The sequence below is a fragment of the Kitasatospora sp. NPDC004799 genome (assembly GCF_040609095.1).
Classification (GTDB): Bacteria; Actinomycetota; Actinomycetes; order Streptomycetales; family Streptomycetaceae; genus Kitasatospora.
In genome coordinates, this window is the sequence record NZ_JBEXJK010000051.1 from 1 (window position 1) to 19996 (window position 19996).

General features: G+C 70.6%; 14 protein-coding genes and 2 pseudogenes. 7 read left to right on the forward strand and 9 right to left on the reverse strand.

All coding sequences use genetic code 11. The annotated features are described in order from the left end of the window. On the reverse strand, positions 1 to 1041 hold a 1041-nt coding region (locus ABZW03_RS09895; protein ID WP_355254460.1), incomplete at its 3' end, for an RNA ligase family protein. 219 nt (positions 1042 to 1260) lie between these two features. Here ABZW03_RS09895 and ABZW03_RS09900 point away from each other — a divergent pair. Then, positions 1261 to 2037, forward strand: coding sequence for a methyltransferase domain-containing protein (locus ABZW03_RS09900; RefSeq protein WP_355254462.1), 777 nt, complete (start codon positions 1261 to 1263; stop codon positions 2035 to 2037). Between the two features lie 45 nt (positions 2038 to 2082). Here the strand turns inward: ABZW03_RS09900 and ABZW03_RS09905 are convergent, their stop codons facing one another. Together ABZW03_RS09905 and ABZW03_RS09910 are read right to left on the reverse strand one after the other, a co-directional pair. After that, entirely contained in the window at positions 2083 to 3291 is a 1209-nt protein-coding gene (locus ABZW03_RS09905) for a histidine kinase (RefSeq protein ID WP_355254464.1), read from the reverse strand. Between the two features lie 58 nt (positions 3292 to 3349). Further along, positions 3350 to 3883 (reverse strand): hypothetical protein, encoded by a 534-nt coding sequence (locus ABZW03_RS09910; RefSeq protein WP_355254466.1) that lies wholly within the window; start codon positions 3881 to 3883, stop codon positions 3350 to 3352. Between the two features lie 397 nt (positions 3884 to 4280). On the opposite strand from ABZW03_RS09910, the pseudogene ABZW03_RS09915 reads away from it, so the two are divergent. From ABZW03_RS09915 to ABZW03_RS09930, 4 genes and pseudogenes are all read left to right on the forward strand, one after another. Beyond that, a pseudogene (locus tag ABZW03_RS09915) lies at positions 4281 to 4571 on the forward strand (flavodoxin family protein); the annotation flags it as partial. A 61-nt stretch (positions 4572 to 4632) separates the two neighbouring features. Beyond that, positions 4633 to 6192, forward strand: coding sequence for a recombinase family protein (locus tag ABZW03_RS09920; protein WP_355254468.1), 1560 nt, complete (start codon positions 4633 to 4635; stop codon positions 6190 to 6192). A gap of 951 nt (positions 6193 to 7143) precedes the next feature. Continuing rightward, positions 7144 to 7860 (forward strand): flavodoxin family protein, encoded by a 717-nt coding sequence (locus ABZW03_RS09925; protein ID WP_355254470.1) that lies wholly within the window; start codon positions 7144 to 7146, stop codon positions 7858 to 7860. Between the two features lie 53 nt (positions 7861 to 7913). Next, positions 7914 to 8081 (forward strand): annotated as a pseudogene (locus ABZW03_RS09930) (pirin family protein); the annotation flags it as partial. Positions 8082 to 8721: 640 nt separating this feature from the next. Here the strand turns inward: ABZW03_RS09930 and ABZW03_RS09935 are convergent. The 4 genes from ABZW03_RS09935 to ABZW03_RS09950 all read right to left on the reverse strand — a co-directional run bounded on the left by ABZW03_RS09935 (position 8722) and on the right by ABZW03_RS09950 (position 16272). Continuing rightward, positions 8722 to 11415 carry an RNaseH domain-containing protein gene (locus ABZW03_RS09935; protein WP_355254472.1) on the reverse strand — a complete coding sequence of 898 codons (2694 nt, stop codon included), beginning with the start codon at positions 11413 to 11415 and terminating at the stop codon, positions 8722 to 8724. Beyond that, entirely contained in the window at positions 11412 to 14693 is a 3282-nt protein-coding gene (locus ABZW03_RS09940) for a hypothetical protein (protein ID WP_355254474.1), read from the reverse strand. Before ABZW03_RS09940 ends, ABZW03_RS09935 begins: the two co-directional genes overlap by 4 nt. Then, positions 14690 to 15784 (reverse strand): hypothetical protein, encoded by a 1095-nt coding sequence (locus tag ABZW03_RS09945; protein WP_355254476.1) that lies wholly within the window; start codon positions 15782 to 15784, stop codon positions 14690 to 14692. The genes ABZW03_RS09940 and ABZW03_RS09945 overlap by 4 nt, the downstream gene beginning before the upstream one ends. Before the next feature lie 146 nt (positions 15785 to 15930). Further along, on the reverse strand, positions 15931 to 16272 hold the full coding sequence (locus ABZW03_RS09950; protein WP_355254478.1) for a hypothetical protein: 342 nt from the start codon (positions 16270 to 16272) through the stop codon (positions 15931 to 15933). Between the two features lie 64 nt (positions 16273 to 16336). Between ABZW03_RS09950 and ABZW03_RS09955 the strand changes: the two genes are divergently transcribed. Next, positions 16337 to 17020 carry a hypothetical protein gene (locus ABZW03_RS09955; RefSeq protein ID WP_355254480.1) on the forward strand — a complete coding sequence of 228 codons (684 nt, stop codon included), beginning with the start codon at positions 16337 to 16339 and terminating at the stop codon, positions 17018 to 17020. On the opposite strand, the gene ABZW03_RS09960 is transcribed toward ABZW03_RS09955, so the two are convergent. Both ABZW03_RS09960 and ABZW03_RS09965 read right to left on the reverse strand, forming a co-directional pair. Beyond that, positions 16953 to 17489: a GNAT family N-acetyltransferase gene (locus tag ABZW03_RS09960; RefSeq protein WP_355254482.1), complete on the reverse strand. Its 537-nt coding sequence runs from the start codon at positions 17487 to 17489 to the stop codon at positions 16953 to 16955. The two genes, ABZW03_RS09955 and ABZW03_RS09960, sit on opposite strands and share 68 nt — an antisense overlap. Continuing rightward, the gene (locus ABZW03_RS09965; protein WP_355254484.1) at positions 17486 to 18460 is read right to left on the reverse strand and encodes a hypothetical protein; all 975 of its coding nucleotides are present in this window, start codon (positions 18458 to 18460) and stop codon (positions 17486 to 17488) included. Before ABZW03_RS09965 ends, ABZW03_RS09960 begins: the two co-directional genes overlap by 4 nt. Before the next feature lie 512 nt (positions 18461 to 18972). Between ABZW03_RS09965 and ABZW03_RS09970 the strand changes: the two genes are divergently transcribed. Beyond that, entirely contained in the window at positions 18973 to 19968 is a 996-nt protein-coding gene (locus ABZW03_RS09970; protein WP_355254486.1) for an NAD-dependent epimerase/dehydratase family protein, read from the forward strand. Positions 19969 to 19996: the final 28 nt, after the last annotated feature.

Here is a 19996-nt window from a genome sequence, read left to right on the forward strand (position 1 = left end):
CGCCATGGTGTGCGGGGCGTCGGCCTTGCCGTAGGTGATCACCGTGCCCTCCGGGCCGGAGGCGTTGGCCGGCACAACCAGCCCGGCGCGGCGCTCCTCGTCCGGGTACGGCCGGTGCAGGGCGGGGTGCAGCCCGACCAGGTCGGCGACCCGCCGGGCCAGCGGCAGCCCGAGCGGCCCGGCCAGCCGCGGGCCCAGCGACTGGCGGCGGGCGGTGCGCAGCGCGGTGGCGAGCACGCCGGCCAGCCGGGCGTCCCCGCCCCGGCCCAGCTCGTCCAGCCGGGCCGACACCTCGGCCAGTTCCGCGGCCGACTCCGGTGGCGGGGAGGTGAGTTCGGGCAGGTCCAAGGCGGCTGCCAGGGCGGGGAGTTCGGGCAGCGCGCCGGAGCGTACGGCCCAGAGCGCGGAGCCCGGGCCGAGCCCGTTCTCCACCACCGCGGCATGCATCCAGTGGGTGCCGGTGCGCACGTGCCGCGGGCGGACCCACTTGGCGACCCGCGCGCCGAACTCGGCCCGGGGGAAGCCCCGGACGGTCCGCACCACGTACCCCTCCTGCCGGTCGAGGTCCAACCGCAGGGCGCGCAGGGCCCGTTCGTCGTAGCGGCCGCGCCACAGCACCCGGGGCGCGGGGACGCCGAGGCGGCGCAGGAAGCGGACGGTGTCGTCCCAGTCCAGGCAGTGGTCCTCACCGCCGGGCCCGCCGGTCCAGACCGAGAAGCCGTAGAACCAGCTCTCCAGGTCGGTGTACGGGATCGAGTGCCGGGCGAACAGGTTCTCGCCGCAGATCCGCCAGCCGTCCGGGATGCGCGGGGCGATCCGGCCCTGGAGGCCCTTCACCCAGGCGCGGGAGGGGTGGTGGGCGGAGTCCAGCGAGCGGGCGTGCAGGCCGTCGCGGTAGAGCGTGGTGTTCTCGCCGTCGAGCTTCTCGGTGACGACGACCTCGGCGCCGGTCAGCGCGGACAGGTCCCCGGTCCGTACGTCGTCCGCCGCGGCGCCCGGTGACCAGGGCAGATGCGGCGTCCGGGGGTAGTGCACACGCATGTCCGGCTCCCTGGGCGTTCTTGATCCGGCGGACACTGTAGGAGCGGCCGCGGAGCCCGGGCCACCGATTAATCGGCGGGCCTCCGGTGGGTGGTCCGGTTCCTCCGGTCGCTGGTCGGACGTGGACGACACGCGGGCAGGAACGTCCCTGCACCCCTGCGCCGCGCCCGTACGGTGCAATGGCGCGACCCGACACGCCGTCAACAGGGAGGGCCCGCAGTGGAGACCAGGACGAAGGACGCGGACCCGGTCCGGGTGCTGGACGTGACGAGCGCCGACTACCGCCGGGCGTTCGAACTGTTCCTGGCCGGGACGGACGAGAAGCCGATCACCCACGCCCGGCTGAGCGAGATCGTGGCCGCCCTGCCGCACCGCCGCGTCCTGCTGGACCTCGGCGCGGGTGACGGCCGCACCACCGCCTACCTGAGCCGCCTCTTCGACCGCACGATCGCGGTGGAGCCCAGCGCCGCGATGCGCGAGAAGCTCCGCACCGCCTGCCCCGAGGCCCTGGTCCTCCCGGAGCCGCTCGACCGGGCCGACCCGCCCGAGCGGGGCGACCTCGTCCACCTCTCCCACGTGCTCTACTACGTGCCCGAGGCGGACTGGCTCGGCACCGCCACCCGCGCCCTGGACTGGACGGCCCCCGGCGGCACCCTGCTGGTCGTGCTCCAGAACCCGGAGAGCCCCTGCATGCGGATGGCCGCGCACTTCACCGGCGTCCGCTACGACCTCGGCCGCCTCGCCGACCGCCTGCGGGAGCGGCACCCCGAGCACGACTACGCCCTCGAAACCCTCGACCTCCACTACCGCTCGCCCGACCTCGCCGAGGCGGTGGACGTCGCCGAGTTCATGGTCAACGTCGCCGAGCTGGCCACCCTCGACCCCCGCCCCACCCGCGCGGACCTGACCGCCTACGTCCAGGACCACTTCGCCGTCCCCGGCGACGGCTACGCCATCGGCCACACCCAGGACATGCTGATCATCCGCCGCGCCTGAACCGGCTGACCCGCCTGAACCGGCCGGCCCGCCGCCCCGTCCTCTTCAGCCCAGAGGCGTGACCGTGGGCGCGTGCGGGTCGGGGAGCGGCAGGGTGGCGGCGACCCGGAAGCCCGAGCGGTACGGCGAGGCGGTGAGCTCCCCGCCGAACAGGGCGATCCGCTCGGCGAGCCCGATCAGGCCGTGGCCGGTGGACAGTTCGCGCCGGTCCTCGGGGCGGCGGCCCGCGCCGTCGTCCACGACCTCGACGTGCAGGGCGTCGGCCCAGGTGATCCGGACGGTCGCGCGGCTGCCGGCGCCCGCGTGCTTGGTGACGTTGGTGATGGCCTCCTGCACCAGCCGGTAGGCGGTCAGGTCGACGCTCTCGTCCAGGTGCACGGGCGTCCCGCGCACCTCCAGGTCGACCTCGATCCCGGCCCGCCGCACCTCCTCCAGCAGCGGGGCGAGGTCCGCCAGCCCGTGCCGGCCGAATTCGTCGGTGGAGGCGTCGGCGGTGCGCAACAGCCGGAGCATGCGGCGCAGTTCGGCCATCGCGCCGCGGCCGAGGCCCTCGATGTGGGTGAGCGCGTCGACGGTGCCCGCGCGGTCGTCGGCCGTGGTCGCCCGGGCGGTCTCGGCCTGCAGCACGATCACCGCCACGGCGTTGGCGACGATGTCGTGCAACTCGCGGGCGATCCTGGTGCGTTCGTAGGCCACCGCCTCACGGGCCCGGGCGAGTTCACGCCGGTCGTGCTCGGCGGCGGCGGCGCTGGCCCGGCTCCACAGCCCGACGCCCCAGGCGAAGGCCGTGAGCGGAAGGTAGAAGGCGAGGGCCAGGGCGATGGCGGAGGTCAGATGGCCGTCCGTCCCGTAGCGGACGACGACGAGCCAGGTGTCGAGGCCCGCGGGCACCAGCGCAAGGGCCAGCGCGGCCAGCGCGGCGGGCGTGCGGCACTCGCGGGCCACCGTGTAGAGCCCGAGCAACAACCCGAAGTACGGGTTGAAGACGAAGTGGGTGGTGAGGGCCAGCGCGGCGCCGAGGACGGCACAGACCCAGAGGACGGCGAACACCCCGACCGGCCACCGCCGCCGGAAGGCCAGCGCGACGGCCTCCGGCACGGCGAAGGCGAACAGCAGTAGGAGGTCCGACCACGTCACCCCCGGATCGAGCGGCGGGCCGAAGTAGAACACCTCGGGGACCACCACCGCCAGTGACAGCGCGGCGTCCTGCAGTCGTGTGGACCGCACCCATGCGCCGCGCCCGGCCCTCACCATGTGCCCATCTCCTTGTCCGACGTCTCCTTGCTCGACGTCTGTCTGTCGTCCGACGCGGTCAGTGGCACCTGCTGCAGCAGTTCCCTGGGCAGCAGACGGAACAGCTGAAGGTCTGGAAATCCGATGTGGCCCGGTCGAGCCACCAGTCGGCCGGCGGTGGAGGGAACTGGTCGATCGGACGCTCGACCGGGTAGCCGAGGTCGGCATAGGCGGCCCACAGGTCGCCGTCGTGCCGCCGCACGCTCGCGGCGAGGTCGTCCGCATTGATGTCCGGGACGGCCTCGGTGTGCCGTGACGCCTTCGCCAGCGGCAGCACGGCGGCGACCGCCTTGACGTGGTCCGCGGAGAGGGCGGCCAGGTTGAGACCGGACACCAGGATGGTCTCGACGCCTCCGCCGGGGTCGGGGGTCCGGGAGATCCGGACGACGAACCGGTGCCAGGGGTCGCCGAGCAGTTCGGGCGGGTCGGGCACCAGGACGGTGGCCGCGGAGTTGAGGAAGCCGTTGGCGATCGTCTCGCCCACCTTCTTGTGCGGTGCGCGGAGGTGCACGGTGGCGCCGACGGTGTACTTCGGGGACGTTCGATCGTTCATGGTGGGGATCCAGGTCGGTAAGGCCCATGGCGGGCGGCCGGACAGGTCCGGACTCATCGTGTGACGCCGGGCCGCCCGCCGCCTCCTGCGGGCGAGCAGTGCGAACGAGCGGGCCCGGTTCCGGCCCTCCCGCAGGGACGTCTCCACCGTCTCCCCGGTGCGGTCCCAGACGCATGAGGTGATGGTCCCGGTCATGTCCCCGACACAGTGGGTGACGCCGGACCCCGGGTCGGCCGCCGCCGACGCGTTAGCCCGAACGGACGACCACGCGGTCCCGTCGCCGGGCAACCGGCCCAGTCCCGCGAGCGCCCACGAAGCCGGGCTGGTGAGCTGTACCGGGAGATCGCCGGGGCCCGTCCGGAAGGGCCTCCTCCCGGAGCCCATCGAGGAGGAACCCGTGCCGGACCCGACGCCGTCGTACGCCGACCTGCGCGCCCTGGTGATCAACTGCACCCTCAAGCGCTCCCCCGAACGCAGCCACACCCAGGGCCTGATCGACATCAGCACCGGCATCCTGCAACGCCAGGGCGTCGCGGTCGACGTCCTGCGCGCGGTGGACCTCGACATCGCCACGGGCGTCTGGCCGGACATGACCGAGCACGGCTGGGAGACCGACGAGTGGCCGGTGATCTACTCCCAGGTGATGGCCGCCGACATCCTCACCCCGGCCGGCCCTGTGTGGGTCGGCGGAACACTCTGTCAACCGCGATCGCGTGCCATCATGGCCCGCCCTGAACGGAAGCCGAGTGATGTCCGACCTCCCGTACGTCGACCTCTACCTGCGCAAATCGCGCGTGGTCCGCGATGAGGACCCCCGAGACCTGACCTCAATCCAGGCCCAGGAGGACAGCGGCCGGGCCTGGGCTGCCCGCGAGGGTTACCGCGTCCGCCACGTCTGGGTGGACAACCTGTCCGCCTGGAGCGACATCGAGCGTCCCGAGTTCGACAAGGCGCTCGCCGCGGTGCTGGCCGGCGAGGTCCCGGCCCTCTGGTGCGCCTACCTCGACCGTTTCACCCGCAAGGGGATTGACGACATCGGCCCGATCCTGGGTAAGGCCCGGGTCATCTTCGACTACGACGGCCTGGACAGCTCGATCGAGCGCGACCGCCGTTGGATCATCGACCGTGCGGAGCAGGCGCGCGAGTACTCGATGCGGCTCTCGTACAACCTCAAGACCACGAAGGCGGCGAAGCGCGCGCGGGGCCAGTGGACCCAGGCCGCGCCCTATGGCCTTCGCGCCGACGGGTCGAGGAAGCTCCACCACATACCCGACGAGTGGCGCGTCGTGCTGCACATCGTCAGGACCGTGGCGCTGGGATTCGCCGAGCGTGTGGTCGCGAAGGCCCTCAACTCCGGCCCCGCTCCCATCCCGGGACCGGGAGGCGGGACCTGGCAGGCCAATGCGATATCCCGGATCCTCCACAACCCCGTCTACGAGGGCTGGCAGGTCGCGCCGCGGCGCGACAACCCGAAGGGACGCTTCCAGTACTACCGGGACCCAGAGGGCAACCTGGTCGGCGTCTTCGCCGAGGGCGTCGAGCCGATCCCGGCGGACCTCCTGGCACGTGCCCGTCAGGTCGCCGCCGGGCATGCCTTCGTCACGCCCGAGCAAGCCGCTCAGATCGGTACGGTGACGCAGCTCCTCACCGACAGTGTGAACTGCCAGGGGTGCCGCGGTGGAGCCTCTCCCGACTCGAAGAACTACCGTTGCTGGCGTGCGATCCAGGGCGTCCCGTGCGCTGCCCCCGTCTCGGTCACCCGCTCGATTCTGGAGGAGTACGTCACCGAGGCCTGGTTCACGAAGATGAACACGGCACGGCCCGATGCCCCCATCCTCCAGATCGCCGCGGAGCGATGGGCCGGACTGCAGCAGAAGCCGGCGGACTCCGAGCGGATGGAGAAGGCGGTTGCTGCTCTGAAGGCAGCGGAGGCCGGTGTCCAGCGGCTCGCCAAGCAGCAGGCCGACGGCTTCTTCGACCCGCCCTTCGACACGCACTTGCCCCGCCTGCAGAACGAGGCCCGGGCAACGTTGGCGAAGGCGAAGAAGGAGCTGGCGGACGCGACTCCGAAGAAGCTCGACGTGTCGTTCCTCTTGGAGGACGAGACGATCCGCGAGGCCTGGGAGGAGGCCAGCCTGCCGCTTCGACGCGACCTCCTCCGGCTGTCGCTGCGGCGCGTGGTTGTCACCAAGGGGCGGCGCGGATACAACGTCTTCGACGGAGACGCCCGGGTCGAGATCCACTGGTTGGACTCGCCCGACCCGTGGGTGTCCGAGCTGACCACCGGGGAGCTGGAGCAGGCTGCCTGAGCCCAGGGAGCGAGGGAGCGGGCCGTCGATCTACGGCCCGCTCCCTCAGTGTGCGGCGGGGAAGACACATCAGCTACTCCGATTCGTCGGCCGGACCAAACCCGGATCCGTGTGGACCATCGGGGCTCCGCCCATGACCCTCGGAGCCGCAGATGTTCGGATGCCTTCCACCTTCGTCGCCTTCGCGTCGCACCGTGGGCCCGTCACCGGACACCGGGGCCGAGGTCGGTGGTGCACTCCGCCTGACCTGCCCGGGCAGCGCTTTGACGGCCCCTGCGGAGACTTGGCACCTCAGGGCTTCGGACAGCGAGGCGGCCTCGCGCCTGGTCTCCCTGTTCGGGGAGACCCCGAGCCGTGACGCCACAGGGTGCGAGCGCGACGACTGCGTCGACACCGGGTTGACCGCGCTGCCTGTCGTGATCGCCTCCAGGCAGGCGATCACGGTCCGGATGTCCCGACGTGGCAACCGTTCGGTGGAGCACCTCTGCGAAGCCGGACTCCGGTTGGCCCCGACTCCTGCGGCAGGTACCCCCTGCGGGTGTCCGCCGGCAATGGCAGCGCGAAGGACGGCGGCGCGATCAGGGCTCGGTCCGAAGCCCGACATCACCGTAGTCTTCCGCCTTGCCGATGCACCTGAAGCCGGATGTTTCGTGCTCCGTACGTCGTCGTGGGACTTTGCGGACAAACTCGAACGAGCGCTGCCGGCGTCCGGTCTGCCCGGGCGCGTCCGCCTGGTTCTGTCCACAAGGGAGTTCGAAGGAACGGCGGGCACCCGGGTTCGGTACGTGTGCCCCGGGGCCGAACCCGAACAGAGAGACGTGGTTGGTAGACCGGACGGCGCACCGTCAGGCAAGCGGCCCAGTTCCGCGAGCGGCCACCGCGCGGGGCTGGTGAGCTGTGCGGGGAGTCCACGATCCGACCGTCCTCCCACAGTTCCTGGAGGAGGAATCCGTGCCGGATCCGACGACGTCGTACACCGACCTGCGCGCCCTGGTGGTCAACTGCACGCTGAAGCGTTCCCCGGAGCGCAGCCACACCCAGGGGCTGATCGACGTCAGCACCGGCATCCTGGAACGCCAGGGCGTCGCGGTCGACGTCCTGCGCGCGGTGGACCTCGACATCGCCACGGGCGTCTGGCCGGACATGACCGAACACGGCTGGGAGACCGACGAGTGGCCGGTGATCTACTCCCAGGTGATGGCCGCCGACATCCTTACGCTAGCTGGACCTGTGTGGCTGGGAGACAACTCGTCGGTCATGAAGAAGGTCATCGAGCGGCTCTACGCCTGCTCCTCGATCCTCAACTCCGAGGGCCAGTACGCCTACTACGGCCGGGTCGGCGGCTGCCTGATCACCGGCAACGAGGACGGCGCGAAGCACTGCGCGATGAACGTCCTCTACAGCCTCCAGCACCTGGGCTACACCATCCCGCCCCAGGCCGACGCCGGCTGGGTCGGCGAAGCCGGCCCCGGCCCCTCCTACCTGGACCCGGGCTCCGGCGGCCCGCAGAACGACTTCACCAACCGCAACACCACCTTCATGACCTGGAACCAGCTCCACCTCGCCCGCCTGCTCAAGGACGCCGGCGGCATCCCGGCCCACGGCAACCAGCGCTCCGAGTGGGACGCCGGCTGCCGCTTCGACTTCGAGAACCCCGAACACCGTTGAGCCGCCGGCCATCTGTGTGCGGGGGCTGGAACGCCGGCCAGCTGTGGTTGTTCGTTATGTGGTGGAACTTCATCGGCCGATCCGGTGACGAGATCGTACAGGCACGAAACGACTGGGAGAAGGGAATTCGCTTCGGTGAAGTGCACGGCTACGACGGCGCCCGCCTCCCCGCTCCGGAACTGCCGTCGATCCCGTTGAAGTCGCGCGGGAGGGTGCGCTGACCTGCGGAAACGTGGAGTGCGGGATTGCGTTCGGTATTTCCTGGCCGGTGCACTCCGGGCGCGCCTCTGGCCGTGGCGCGGTGGCGCCCCGGCGTCATGCGGGCCGCTCTGGAGGTTCGAGATGAGGGCTCGCCGATTCTCATGTTCGACCACGTGCGGCAGGGTTTAGTCGGATCGATGCTGACCTTTTGCTGACTTGCCTGACGTTGAGTCAGCCGACTGGTCTTGACCAATATCTCCAGTGCTGCGTCTCGTCGCCAGATGACTTCCCGAGGCTCAACGAGTGCTTGGACCTGTGCCGGCAAATGGCTGTCACTGGATGGGGGAGCCGGGGAGGGGGAGCGCTTAGTGCGCGGCACTGGGATGTGTCCACCACCTGGGAGGCTCGGTATCGTAGCGTCACCTACGTGATCAAGGCGATGGCGCCGGTCTGCCAACCAGGCGGGCCAGCGCGTCGTCCCGTTCGCCGCCTCCGCTGAACAGCGGACAGAAGGTGCCGAAGAGCCGGGCTGGCCTCGTCTTGAGCCCCGGCGATGCCGTCCTGGTGGACGTGGCAGGGATGGCTGGCACCCTCAACCTGGACAACCTCGTCAAGATCGCCGCTCAGGGCGGCGCGACCGTGCGCCGACCGTACGCGCGCCTACCGCTGGATGTAGCGGGCCGCGAGGTCGGCGGCATGGAGAGGGTGGGGGAGCCGGGTGGCCACGTTCGTGTGGAGATGGGCCGTGCGCAGGGACTGAACGTACATGGCCCATTCGGCGGGGTCGTCATCGGGTTGGAGAAAGGCCGGGATGATCTCCAGGGCGTTGGTGTTCCAGCCCCGGCGGCGGGCGGCGCGAGGTGTGGCGTGGTCGAACTTGGTGACGGCGATCGGGCCCTTCCCCTGGACGGGTTTGGGGGCGAGGCCGTAGTAGAGGCGGTCGTGCACGCGGAACAGCCCCTGGGACATGCCCTGCTGTCGCATCTCGTCCCGGCTGTAGACGTGTGGCACTTCCCGGGCGGCGTCGCGTTCGATGATGCGGACGATGCGCAGCCCGGGGCAGTCCTCGGGGAGCCGGATGCCGAGCCGGTCGAGCAGGTCGGTGGCCCTGGCCTCGTACGGGTCCAGAAGCGCGCTCTCGTCCGGGTCGGCGCCCGGCAGGACGAGCACGTCCTCGCGCATGTGCTGGGTCTGGAGCCAGGGCCAGCCGCGGCTGCGAATGTTGCGTCCGCCGACGAGGAGCAGGCGCGGCCCGGTCGGCCGATCGGGGACGAGTACGCGGCGGAGGAAGCTGATGTAGGCGCTGTCGCTGGTGCGGTCGAGGTCGATTCGGCCGTGCTCGCGGGCCAGGGCGAGATGGAGTTCGGTATAGGAGAGCTCCGGTTGTCCGGGTAGCTGCGCCGTCGTCTCGCCGTTCGGCTGGACCCGGATGACGGTGGGCACAACGGAGCCCTTCACCATCTCCAGCCAGATGCCCCAGACCTCGACCTCCATTCCGCCCGGCGCGGGGTGGAGCGCGGGGAGTCGGCCGAGCTGGCGGAGTGCGTCTCGGAGGGAGTTCGCGGCTCTCATCAGGTCCTTGGTGCCCGGGTCGCGCTCGTCCGCGACCTCCTTCTCGGAGTCCTCGATGTCCTCGCTGAGGACGACCTCGACGATGTCGTCGGGGGTCACGAAGTCTGCCTCCGGGGGTTCGGCGGCGTCCTGGCCGGGGACTGGCAGCATGAACTGGGTGATGTGGTGGTTCTCCGCGAACCCTGCCCTGATCGTCTCCTTGGGGTCGCCCATGTTCTTGCCGTTGAACGCTCGCGGGCCGTCGATCTCGACGATCGCGCCGACCGGCTGGTCGCCTTGGCGGTGAGGGCGCTTGCGCAGGGCCCTGGTGATCTCGTTGATCCGCCGGTGCCGCGCCTCGGGCAGGCCTCGGTCCTTGGCTTCCTCCCAGGGCTTGAGGGGCAGGCCTGCGGCGAGCGCGCCGACTTCTGCGAGTTCGACGGTCAGATCGAAGTCCCCGCTGAACCGAAGCGGTCCTGCTGCTGAGTCGCCGGCGGTGGGTGTCGACGCGGTCAGGCCGAGCCCATGCTCAGAGTCGGTCACCGCCTTGAGGAGGAGGTTGCGCCAAGCCGGGGACTGCTCCCAGAACTCCAAGGCGTACGAGCGGTTCTGCGGCTCTCGGCGAGGGCTGGTGGCGCGGGCGGTCGTCGAGCGTCGTCGCGGGGCGTCGACGGGCTTGAGCCCGAGGGGTTCCAGGACCTTGCTGACGGCTTCGAGCACCTGACGGTGGTCGATCGGCAGGAAGCCGGGCTTCACCGGGTGATGGATGGTCTTCGGCCCGCTGGAGCCGTCTCGGCCGCTTCGACGGAGCGTCATTCCTGACTGGTACTGTACGGCCGCCATCCGTCGGCCACCGGCGAGGTACTTCGCGGGCTCCCCCAGGATGCCGGCCAGCGGCGGGTACGGGAGCTGACCGAGCCGCCCCGCGAGCTCTTCGAGGTCCCCAGTCCACTTCCATCCGCCGTGGCGCCACGTCGCGGCGGCGCGTAGGAACGTCGGCTCTTCGCTCGGGCGGACCAGACCGTCCGGTGCGAGCAGCCAGACGTGCAGCCTCTTGTTGGGCGACCAGCCGAGTGGGAGGTGGAGCCAGCGGTGCAGCACGAGGTCGAGGTGGATGCGTGGAACCGGTTCCTGCCAGGCGACTTGCGCGGCCAAGCGGGTGCCGAGCGACCACGGGGCGGGGCCGTCCCGATCGGGCATCGGTCGCGGCGGCCACTCGACGGCCTCCCGGGGGCCGCGGCTGGTCGGGCCGAGGACAAGGGGGTGCTGGGGCTGGGTGCCGTCGAGGAGGTCGAGACCGGAACGGGTCAGCTCGGCGGCGAGTAGGCTCGGCAGGATCTGGAACATCCCGGCCACGGGCGCGGCCGTGCCGTTGGGGCGGACGTCCCACCGCCCGATGGGGACCGGGCGTTCCATCCACTGGCCGTCCGTTGCCGAGGGATCGAGCAGCTCGTACCAGTCGACGTGTGGGCGGTCCCGTGTGATGTTGACAGTGGCCCAGGCGGCGACGAGGTGGTGCAGCAGTTCGGAGGGCACCGGGCGTTCGGCGGCGATCCAGTACCGGTCGGGGTGGTCCAGCCTGTAGGTCGACACATCGACGATCGCCTGGTCGAGCGCTGCCGTGAGGTCGGCCAGTGCTCGGGTCGGCATCCGGTGGTCCTGGTAGCGGGGCTGCCACTGCTCCTGCAACAGGCGCATCCAGGCGGAGGGGAAGGCCAGGGTCGACAGCATTCGGTCGGGGAACGCGTCTGGCTCGACCGTGAAGGCGAGGGGCTGGATCTCCCCGAAGGGGGCGATGGTCACCGGGTTCCCCAATCCATGTTCTCCAGGCACTGCAGCATCAGCCCGTACAACACCTCGGCGGCCTGTTGGTCACGGGAGTCCGCAGACGAACCAGGGTGAATCTGGCGCCGCAGGGCGCGCTGCATGGCGATCAGGATGCTGGTGTGGACGGTGTCGGGCACGGCTTCGCCCGCCGCGCGGCGGGGGGCGAACGCCGGGTCGCAGAAGTAGACCTCGGCGGGTTGACCGCCGCGGATGCACCGGCAGATGGTCTGCCAGACCTGGGGGATGGTGTCCCAGACGAAAGCCTGGTGGCTCGGGCCGCGCAGGTGCCGGAAGACGACGGGCCGACCGAGCAGCATGTGCCACTCGGCGCGACCGGTCTTCCGGATCTCCCGCGCCACGTCGGCGAGCGAGGCCGGGTCGATCACCGGGTTCTCCAGAAGCCGCATGGCGCGCCGGTTCGCGTTGCCCATCGGGAAGTCGAGTTCGGTCGGAGGCGGGTGCGGGCGGACGAGGAAGAAGACGACGCCGAGGGCCGCGGTACCCTCTGCGTTCAGGATGTTCAGCGCGCGTTCGATGGAGAGCAACGCCGCGGCGAGGACGTCGTCGTCGCCGAGCCCGAACTGGGGCACGTTGCGCCGCTGGATTCCCCAGCGGCCCGGAGGCGAGTCGTCGGACACGACGTGCAACGCGCTGAACGGGGTGTGCCGGACGATGTAGGTGGCCACCGTCCGGGCGTCCGTCTTGCTCTGGCCGACGAGGAGCGCCTTTCGCCTGTTCTCGGGGAGATCGGCGAGGACGGATGCGAGCAGGCTGGGCCCACCGGTGCCGGCGACGTACGCGGCGATCCGGCGCACCGCGTCCTGCCGTTCGTCGCCGAGCTTCCCAGCCGGTGACACCAACGCGCTGTTGACCAGCGCCGGCCGGAAGTGGAACTGGCTTCGGGCGATGGCGGCCCGGTCCTGCGGCGGTTCGCGGAGGATGAACGACACCGGGACGCCGACGTGGTAGGCCGAGGAGTGACCGGCCCAGGAAGTGGCGGACAGCAGCAGTGTGTTGGGGCCGTCGATGCCCTCCGGGGAGAGGAGGTCGTGCAGGTGGTGCAGCAGCCACCGGCCGATGCCGCGGACCCAGAAGACCCGAAGGTTCCCGGTGTCACGGCGGTTGTTGATCCACTGGAAGGCCAGCATGTTCCCCTGCGGGGCTTCGGGCACCAGCGCGTCGTAGTCGGCGGGCGGACGCGAACTCCAGAACTTCTCGTCGCCGGGCAGTTCGAGACGTTGCTGGACGGCGGGTCGGACGGTGGCCATGTGCAGGTAGGCCGATCCCAGCATTGACGTCTGGTAGGCGGCGCGCAGCAGCTGCCGGAGGTAGTCGAGCCGCTTCGCGACGGTGCGCCTGGCACTGGGGTGTGCCTGGAGGAGGAGCCATTCGTCGAGCGCCTTGGAGAGCCGCTTCGACGCCATCAGGGGAGTGGCCAACCAGGGTACGGCGGCACCGAGCGGACCCTCTGCGGTGGGGGCGAAGGTGTGGAAGACGAACTGCTCGAAATTCTTTCGGTAATACGCCTGGGCTCGTTCCTCGCGGTCCGGGTCGCCGTGGCTGTTCGGGCTCAGCCCCTGGAGGGATCTCGCGAGCTCGATGAAGAGGGAGTGGCCGGAGAAGTAGGTGCCGTCGAGGTGCTTGCGCAGCTGTGCGCTGCCGGCTTCCGGCTCCAGCAGGACACGGTAGAGGGCGTTGGCGGCTCCGTCCGCCACGTTCTTGGCCTGGAAGTACTCCGTCACCCGCTCGTCCTTGAAGGACAGCCGGGCGCTGTGGCCCAAGCCCGTCTGCGCGTTGATGACTTCCGTGTCCCACCAGCTGTCGTCCTCGCGGATCAGGACCTGGCTCTGCAGGAAGGTCTCGTCGAGTTGTTGCTGGACCTTGTCGGCCTCGTCGACGATCAGGAGGTCGACCAGGTGCTGGAATAGCTCCAGCCAGCGCAGCCGGCCGTCCACCGGCTGTGCCCAGCTGGAGATGAGACCGGCGGGAGTGGTCAGCCAGACCTGCGCGTCGGCGACCCGCTGGGTGGCGCGGTGGAACGGACAGACCGGGATGAGCGGACAGTTGTACGCGTCGCCCTCGACGTCGAAGAGCTTCTCCCGGCACGGGAAGTCCCGGGCCCGAAGTGGTGAATGTCGTCCACCTGGGGCCCAACGGTGGGGTTCCAGGAGACAGTTGACCGTCACGTAGTCGACGGCTGGGTCCTGCCGGGAGGGGAAGTAGGGGGCCGACTCGGCGAAGACACCCTGCCAGTAGCCGTTCGCGTGGCTCTGGCGGAGGCCGACGCCGATGAGCGGTACGGCGGAGATGCCGAGGGCGTCGAACATTGTGACCGCCTTGAGGCAGTGGCCGACCGAGGGGAGCACCAGTGCGACGCGGTAGCCGTTGTCGACGGCTGCGACGGTGGCGATCAAGGCGTAGGAGGTCTTGCCGCTGTTCGGAAGACCGATGCCGTGCTGGAGCCCTTCGATTCGGCAGTCGGTTCGGCGCTTGGTGAACTTCTCCCTCGACTGGTCCCACGCGAAATAGGTGATCTTACGGAGCCGTCCGGTGAAGTTCTTCTCCTCGATCTGAGGCAGAGGATCGAGCGCCCGGTCCATCCGCGCGGCAGCCGCGGTGAGGGCCTCGGGGGGCAGTTCCACCGCCTTGCGGGTGCGTTCGGCGACCAAGGGCAGGTGGTTTAGCGGCTCGGGGACTTCGACCTCCGGGATGAAGACCTCCTCGGCGTCGCCGGAATCGGTGTTCATGAACCAGTAGGTCTCGCCGAATTCGGCGTTGCGCTTGAGGCGTGGTGGCGCGTAGGGGACGGGCTCGTCGAGGACGCTGCGGTAGCGGGGGATGCGGCTGGTGCCGATGGTCGGTTCGCGCATCCGGTAGCGCCGACTGCCTGGGTGCTTCTCGTCGTAGGGGTCGCCGAGCGGGCCGGTCAGCGGGAGGAAGACCCGGAGTCGCTCGGGGACCTTGTCGTACTCCTGCAGGCTGCGGCTCCATCGGCTGCCGGTTCGGTATCGGCCGAGCAGAAGGCTCAGCCGCCGGACTCGCGCCTGCATCACGCGGTCCGACGGGTGGCAGAGTGCGAACCCCGAAAGCAGTGTCCAGAGGTTCTCCACGGGCTCGTCCGGGAAGTGGTCGGCCAAGAAGGTAAGCGCCGCCTCGACGGCGAAGAACTCGCGAATCTGCAGAGGATCGACACTGTGCTGTTCGAGCCCCATCTCGTTCGCGAGGCTCGCGTACCAGGACGTGACGTCCCTCATCGCTGACCGCCTCGCGCCCGGACGGCCTTCCTCGCCTCGGCGAGCAGCTTCCGCTCGCTGACCACCTCGACCGGCAGATCGGCCGGCACCCGACCTTCCAGCTCCGTCCTGAGGTCCTGCAGGTACGCCGCTTGCGCGCGGTGTGTCGGCACGACCAGGAACCGGCGCGTGCACACCGGGGCCGGTGGCCAGGAGAAGCAGCGGGCCAGGAGCCCCGGGCTCTCCCAGTCCTTCTCGTCCGTTCCCCAGTAGGTCGTTCTCGCGCGGTCGACGGAGAACGACACGTCCAGGGCGTCCAGTCGGGCCCACAGCTCGGGCTCCAGCCCGAGCTTCTCGATCTCCTTGAAAACCCGGAGTTCGAACACGCCCGCACCGTGGACGAACCTGCGCGCGGCCCGGTGGAGGACCCAGTAGAAGCCCAGGGTCTCCAGGTGGAACGTCTCCGCCTTGGTGACGCAGCCGGGGGTGCCACATGCTGTACGCGGTCGGGCGTGGGGCAGCGGAATCCGGCAGTTGGCACATCGGACCAGGTCCACGCCGCCCTCACCCGGCCGCTGCTCGTACCCGGCACGGAGCAGGGCCATCACATACGGTTCACCCGCTGCCGGACGAGCGGGGAACTCCTGCTCCAGCCGGATCACATCGAGATCGCTCAGCACGGGCTGCTCGATCAGCATCCGCCTCAGCCGGACGTACCCCTCCTGTACTTCCTGCTCGCTTCGCGCGTTGGCACGGGCGACCAGCCGCAGCTCCGAGAACAGATGCTGCTCCACCAGCTGGGCCTCGACGTCTCCCCGCTGGAACCGGGCCGCCTCCAACGTGAACTCGCTGACGCCGTCGGCGTCGAGCATCACCGCCTCCTGATCGGATGCCGCGATTCCCAGAGTGATCGGCCAGTCACCCAGCGGGACCCGGCACAGGTCGAGAGCGGAGTAGTAGTTCCGCAGGGCGGGCCGCCGCCCGTCCTCGCTGAACCGCCACCACAGCCGGGTGAAGCCCTCCTGCCAGCGCGGGGAGAAAGTACTGCGGCCAGGAACCTCACCGGGGACGGCGTCGGCGAGCTGCTGCAGTTGCCGACCGGTGTCGACCAACCCGGCAGCAAGCAGTCCCAAGAGGACGTAGTCGTCCGCCCGCCGCATACTTTCGGGCTACCACAGGCTGCAGGACTTCGCCAGTTCGGCGGTGCGTCGGGTCGAGCCCTCTCCAGGCTCCGTACCGGTCCCGCAGGCAGAGGTGGTCAGTCGGCTTCGGCCTGGCGCTCGACGTCCTCGATGCCGCTGGGGCTGCCGGCCCGCACCCAGCGGACGTACAGGCCTGCGCCGAGGAGCAGGGTGGCGAGGAGGGAGAGCACGGGCCAGCCGCGCAGGAGGTTGACGACGAGGGTGAACGCGCCGGCCACGGCCGCGAGGGCGTTGACGGTGGCGAGCCACGGCTTGCGCTCGGTGCGGGCGAAGCGGGCCATGGCGAGCAGGCCGACGAGGAAGCTGACGAAGACCGCGACGGCGTAGAAGAGCACGAGTTCCTGTTCCTGGCCGGCCGCGGCGAGGATGATCACGGCTGCGGCCGCCAGGTAGACCACGACGGACCAGTACGGGGTGTGGTGCTTGTTGGTGCGGCCGAGGACGGGGGGCAGGACGCCGGGGTTGTCGGCGGTTCCGGCGAGGGCCTTTGAGGAGTCCGGGGCCGGCCTGGAAGGAGGAGCTGGCGGCGGCGAGCAGGAGCAGGGAACTGGTGAGCTGGAACGCGCCGTAGAGCCAGCCGGGGCCGGCGGCGGCGTGGGCGATGTCGGCGATCTGGGTGGAGTCGCTCCCGGGCAGGCCGACGTGGAGCTTCACGGCGAGGACGGTCAGGGCGAGGGTGAGGCCGCCGACGATGACCAGCAGCAGGGCGAGGGTGCCGCGGCCGAAGCGGCGGCGGTGGATGTCGTCAAGCTGGCCGAGCTGGGCGATCGCGGTGGAGGGGGCCTCGACGCCGGTGGCCAGCGCCATCGCGACGGGGAAGGCCATGACCACGGCGAAGACGGCCGCGTGGCCCGGGTCGGTGCGGGTGGCGGCGGCGCCGGTCGCGTGCGGCGCGGCGAAGCCGAGCACGACGACCGCGACGGCGGCCAGCACGAACAGCACGGTCATCGCGGCGAACAGCAGCCTGCCGCCGTGGCCGAACCAGGTCAGGCCCGCCACGATCACGAGCAGCACGAGCGCCAGCAGGCTGTCCCGGGCCGGGCGGGCCCGGCACTGCTCCCTAGGTCTGTTTGGATGTTCATATCGCGCACCTCCGGATCATCGCCACGAGCGGCGGTGCGTCCGGGTTCGGCTGGACCTCGTTGATGGCCGAGTAGCCCCAGGACTCGTACAGCGCCAACACTTTGCCGTCGCCGGCGGCGGGGTTCACCATCAGGGTGATCCGCTCCTCGGGGCGGTTGCCTGCGAGGCCCTCGTGGATACGGCGGGCGGCGCCCGTGCCGCGCCACGGCGTGCGGACGCCCAGTTCCTTGAGGGCGAAGACGGGGTCGGCGGTGAGGTCGGGAGCCATCGGCTTGGACATCCGGGTCCACCAGCGGTCGCCGGAACGGATGGTGTTGCCGTAGGCGTAGCCGATCGGCTCGTCCTCGTCGTAGCCGATGACGGCTTCGAAGCCGGGCTCGTCGCCGTGGCGGTCGAGGCGCTCGGCGAACGTGGCGACGGCGTAGTTGGGGAGGTGGAGCAGCGGCGCCCGGACGTCCGCGTACAGGTCGAGCAGCGTCCGGCGTGCGAGGGGGGTCAGCTCGGTGAAGTGGCGCAGGTCCGGCTCCGTCACGCGGGTGTCCTTCGATTGTCGTGGGTGTACTGGTCCCAGAGTTGCGCATGGGGGCTGTTCGGCGCCACGTCCAGCAGGGCGGAGCCGAAGCGGTCGAGCATGCCGGCGACCCGCGGGTGCGCGGCCAACCCCGCGGGGATGGCCATGGCGGTGGTGACGGCGGGTTCGAGGTCGCCCTGGCCGAGCTGGGCACGGGCGAGTCGGGCGTTGGTGATGGCGCGGCTTCGCTGCATGTGGGGACGCAGCAGGCCGAGGCTCCGGTGAGCGTGGGACTCGGCGTCCTCGTACCGGCCGAGCGCCAGGTGGGCGGCGAGTGCGAGGGAGTCCAGCTCTGCCTGGTCGTAGTGCGCGGCCAGCCAGACCGGGCGGACGTCGCCGGTGCCCGCCCGGTCGAGCGCGTCCTGGGCGCGGCCGACGGATCGGCGGACGGCGTTCACGTCCCCGGTCAGGCCGTGGATCGCGGCGTGTCGGGCGTGGCCGAGGGAGGCGAACAGCGGATCGCGGCGGGCGATCGGGAGGTTGCGGGCGACGTTGTTGGCCGCGAGGGCTTCGTTCGGCTTGCGCAGGTGCCGGTAGAGGCTGCCGGCGTGGGACCAGATGCGGAACTGGATGGCAGCGTCCCCGGACATCGCGGCCAGGCTCGCGGCTCGTTCGTGGTGGCGCAGTGCGGTGTCGAAGCGTCGGCCGTCGATGGCGGCCCACAGGGCGGAGGACATGAAGGACGCGGCGCAACCGAAGAGCGCGGCGCGGACGCGTTGGCTGGCGGCCCCGTGCTGCTGGAGATCGAGGGCCTCGTCGGCGAGCGCGGCGGCGTGCGTTTCGATGCTGAGCCTTCCCCCGTGCCGGTGGTCGCTGGCGATCACCTCGGCGAACCGGGTGTTGAGCCGCTCCACGTCGCTGTGGCCGACTCTGCGAGGCGTTGCCGCGGCAGGGGAGCTGACCGCGAGGGCGGTTCCGGTCACGGCGGTCATGAAAGAGCGTCGCTTCACATCATCCTCCGGGTGCACACGATGGCCTCCCCCGGGTTGGATGAACCCGAGGTCTGGACCAGTACACCCGAATACTGCCCGGAGTGCTTCCCGGTGTTTGGCTGGTGGCCAACTTGTCTTAGCTGTAAGCCAGTTGTGGACCGTGCGCTCTGATACGGTGCCCGGCTTTCCTGTCAGTCGGCCGATCTCCAGGTTGATGCGATGGGCCAACTCGACCTGAGTCAGGCCGAGATCGTCCATGAATCGGCGAAGTGCGAGGTTGTCCGCCACGTGCACAAAGTAGCGCCGCGACTACCCGGGCGCAGGTTTTCGAGTAATGGGAAGGTCAAGTTTTCCGGTCGCCCGCGAGTACGGCCCGCCGAGTTCTTCCTGACCCTCGGCGCTCCGAGGGTCGTTGACTGGAGGACGCCGTCCGGAGGTCCCGCGGAACAACGGACCTGGACGTGCGTTCCTGCGGCGCCAAGCGCCAAACCGCCCTGCACTCGGGAGACTTCATGAACGATCGCCATGGCGAGGAGCGTCACCGGCTGAAGAGGGTCGTCGTGACCGGAGCCGCCGGCTTCATCGGCTCGCACCTGGTCGACGCGCTCCTCGCGGCCGGGGTCACCGTCGTCGGCGTGGACCGCCGCGATCCCGCGACCGATCCGGTGGCGGCGGCCAACCTCGGGGCCGCCCTGGGCCGCCCGGACTTCACCTTCGTCGTTGCCGACCTGGCGACCTGCCCGCTCGCGGCGCTGTTCCTCCACGCCGACGCCGTCTTCCACTTCGCCGGTCTGCCGGGGGTGCGCGGGTCCTGGGGCGAGCGGTTCGCCGAGTACACCGCCTGCAACGTGTTCGCGACCGAGCGGGTGCTGGCCGCCTGCGAGGACGTCCGCGTTCCGCGACTGGTCTACGCCTCGTCGTCCAGCGTGTACGGCACCATTCTCGAAGGCGCGTCCGGCGAGAAGCGGACGCCGACTCCGGAGTCGCCGTACGCGGTGAGCAAACTGGCCGGCGAGCAGCTGTGCCTCGCCCACGCGGGCAAGGCCTCGTCGGCGGTCACCGCGGTGGCGCTGCGGCTGTTCACCGTCTACGGACCGCGCCAGCGGCCGGACATGCTGATCGGCCGCGCACTGGCGGCCGCGCTCGGAGGTCCTGTCCTGGACCTGTACGGCAGCGGCGACCAGCGCCGGGACTTCACGTACGTCGGAGACGTCGTCCAGGCCGCCGTCGCTGCCGCGACCGCCGGGATCGGGAGCACCGTGCTCAACATCGGCGCCGGTGTCAGCACCAGCGTGCTCGACGTCCTGGCCGCGATCGAGGAGCTGACCGGCCACCCCGTGCCGGTCACCCGGCTGCCGGCCAAGGCTGGCGACGTGGACGCCACCCTCGCCGACCGCTCCCGGGCCGGTGAGCTCCTCGGCTGGAAGCCCCGCACCGCCCTCGTCCAGGGCATCTCCCGGCAGCTCGCCCACCTCGTGGCCAGCTCCCCGCAGCTGGCGAGCGCCTGAACGGTCCCGTCCCGACGTCCAACGGAGT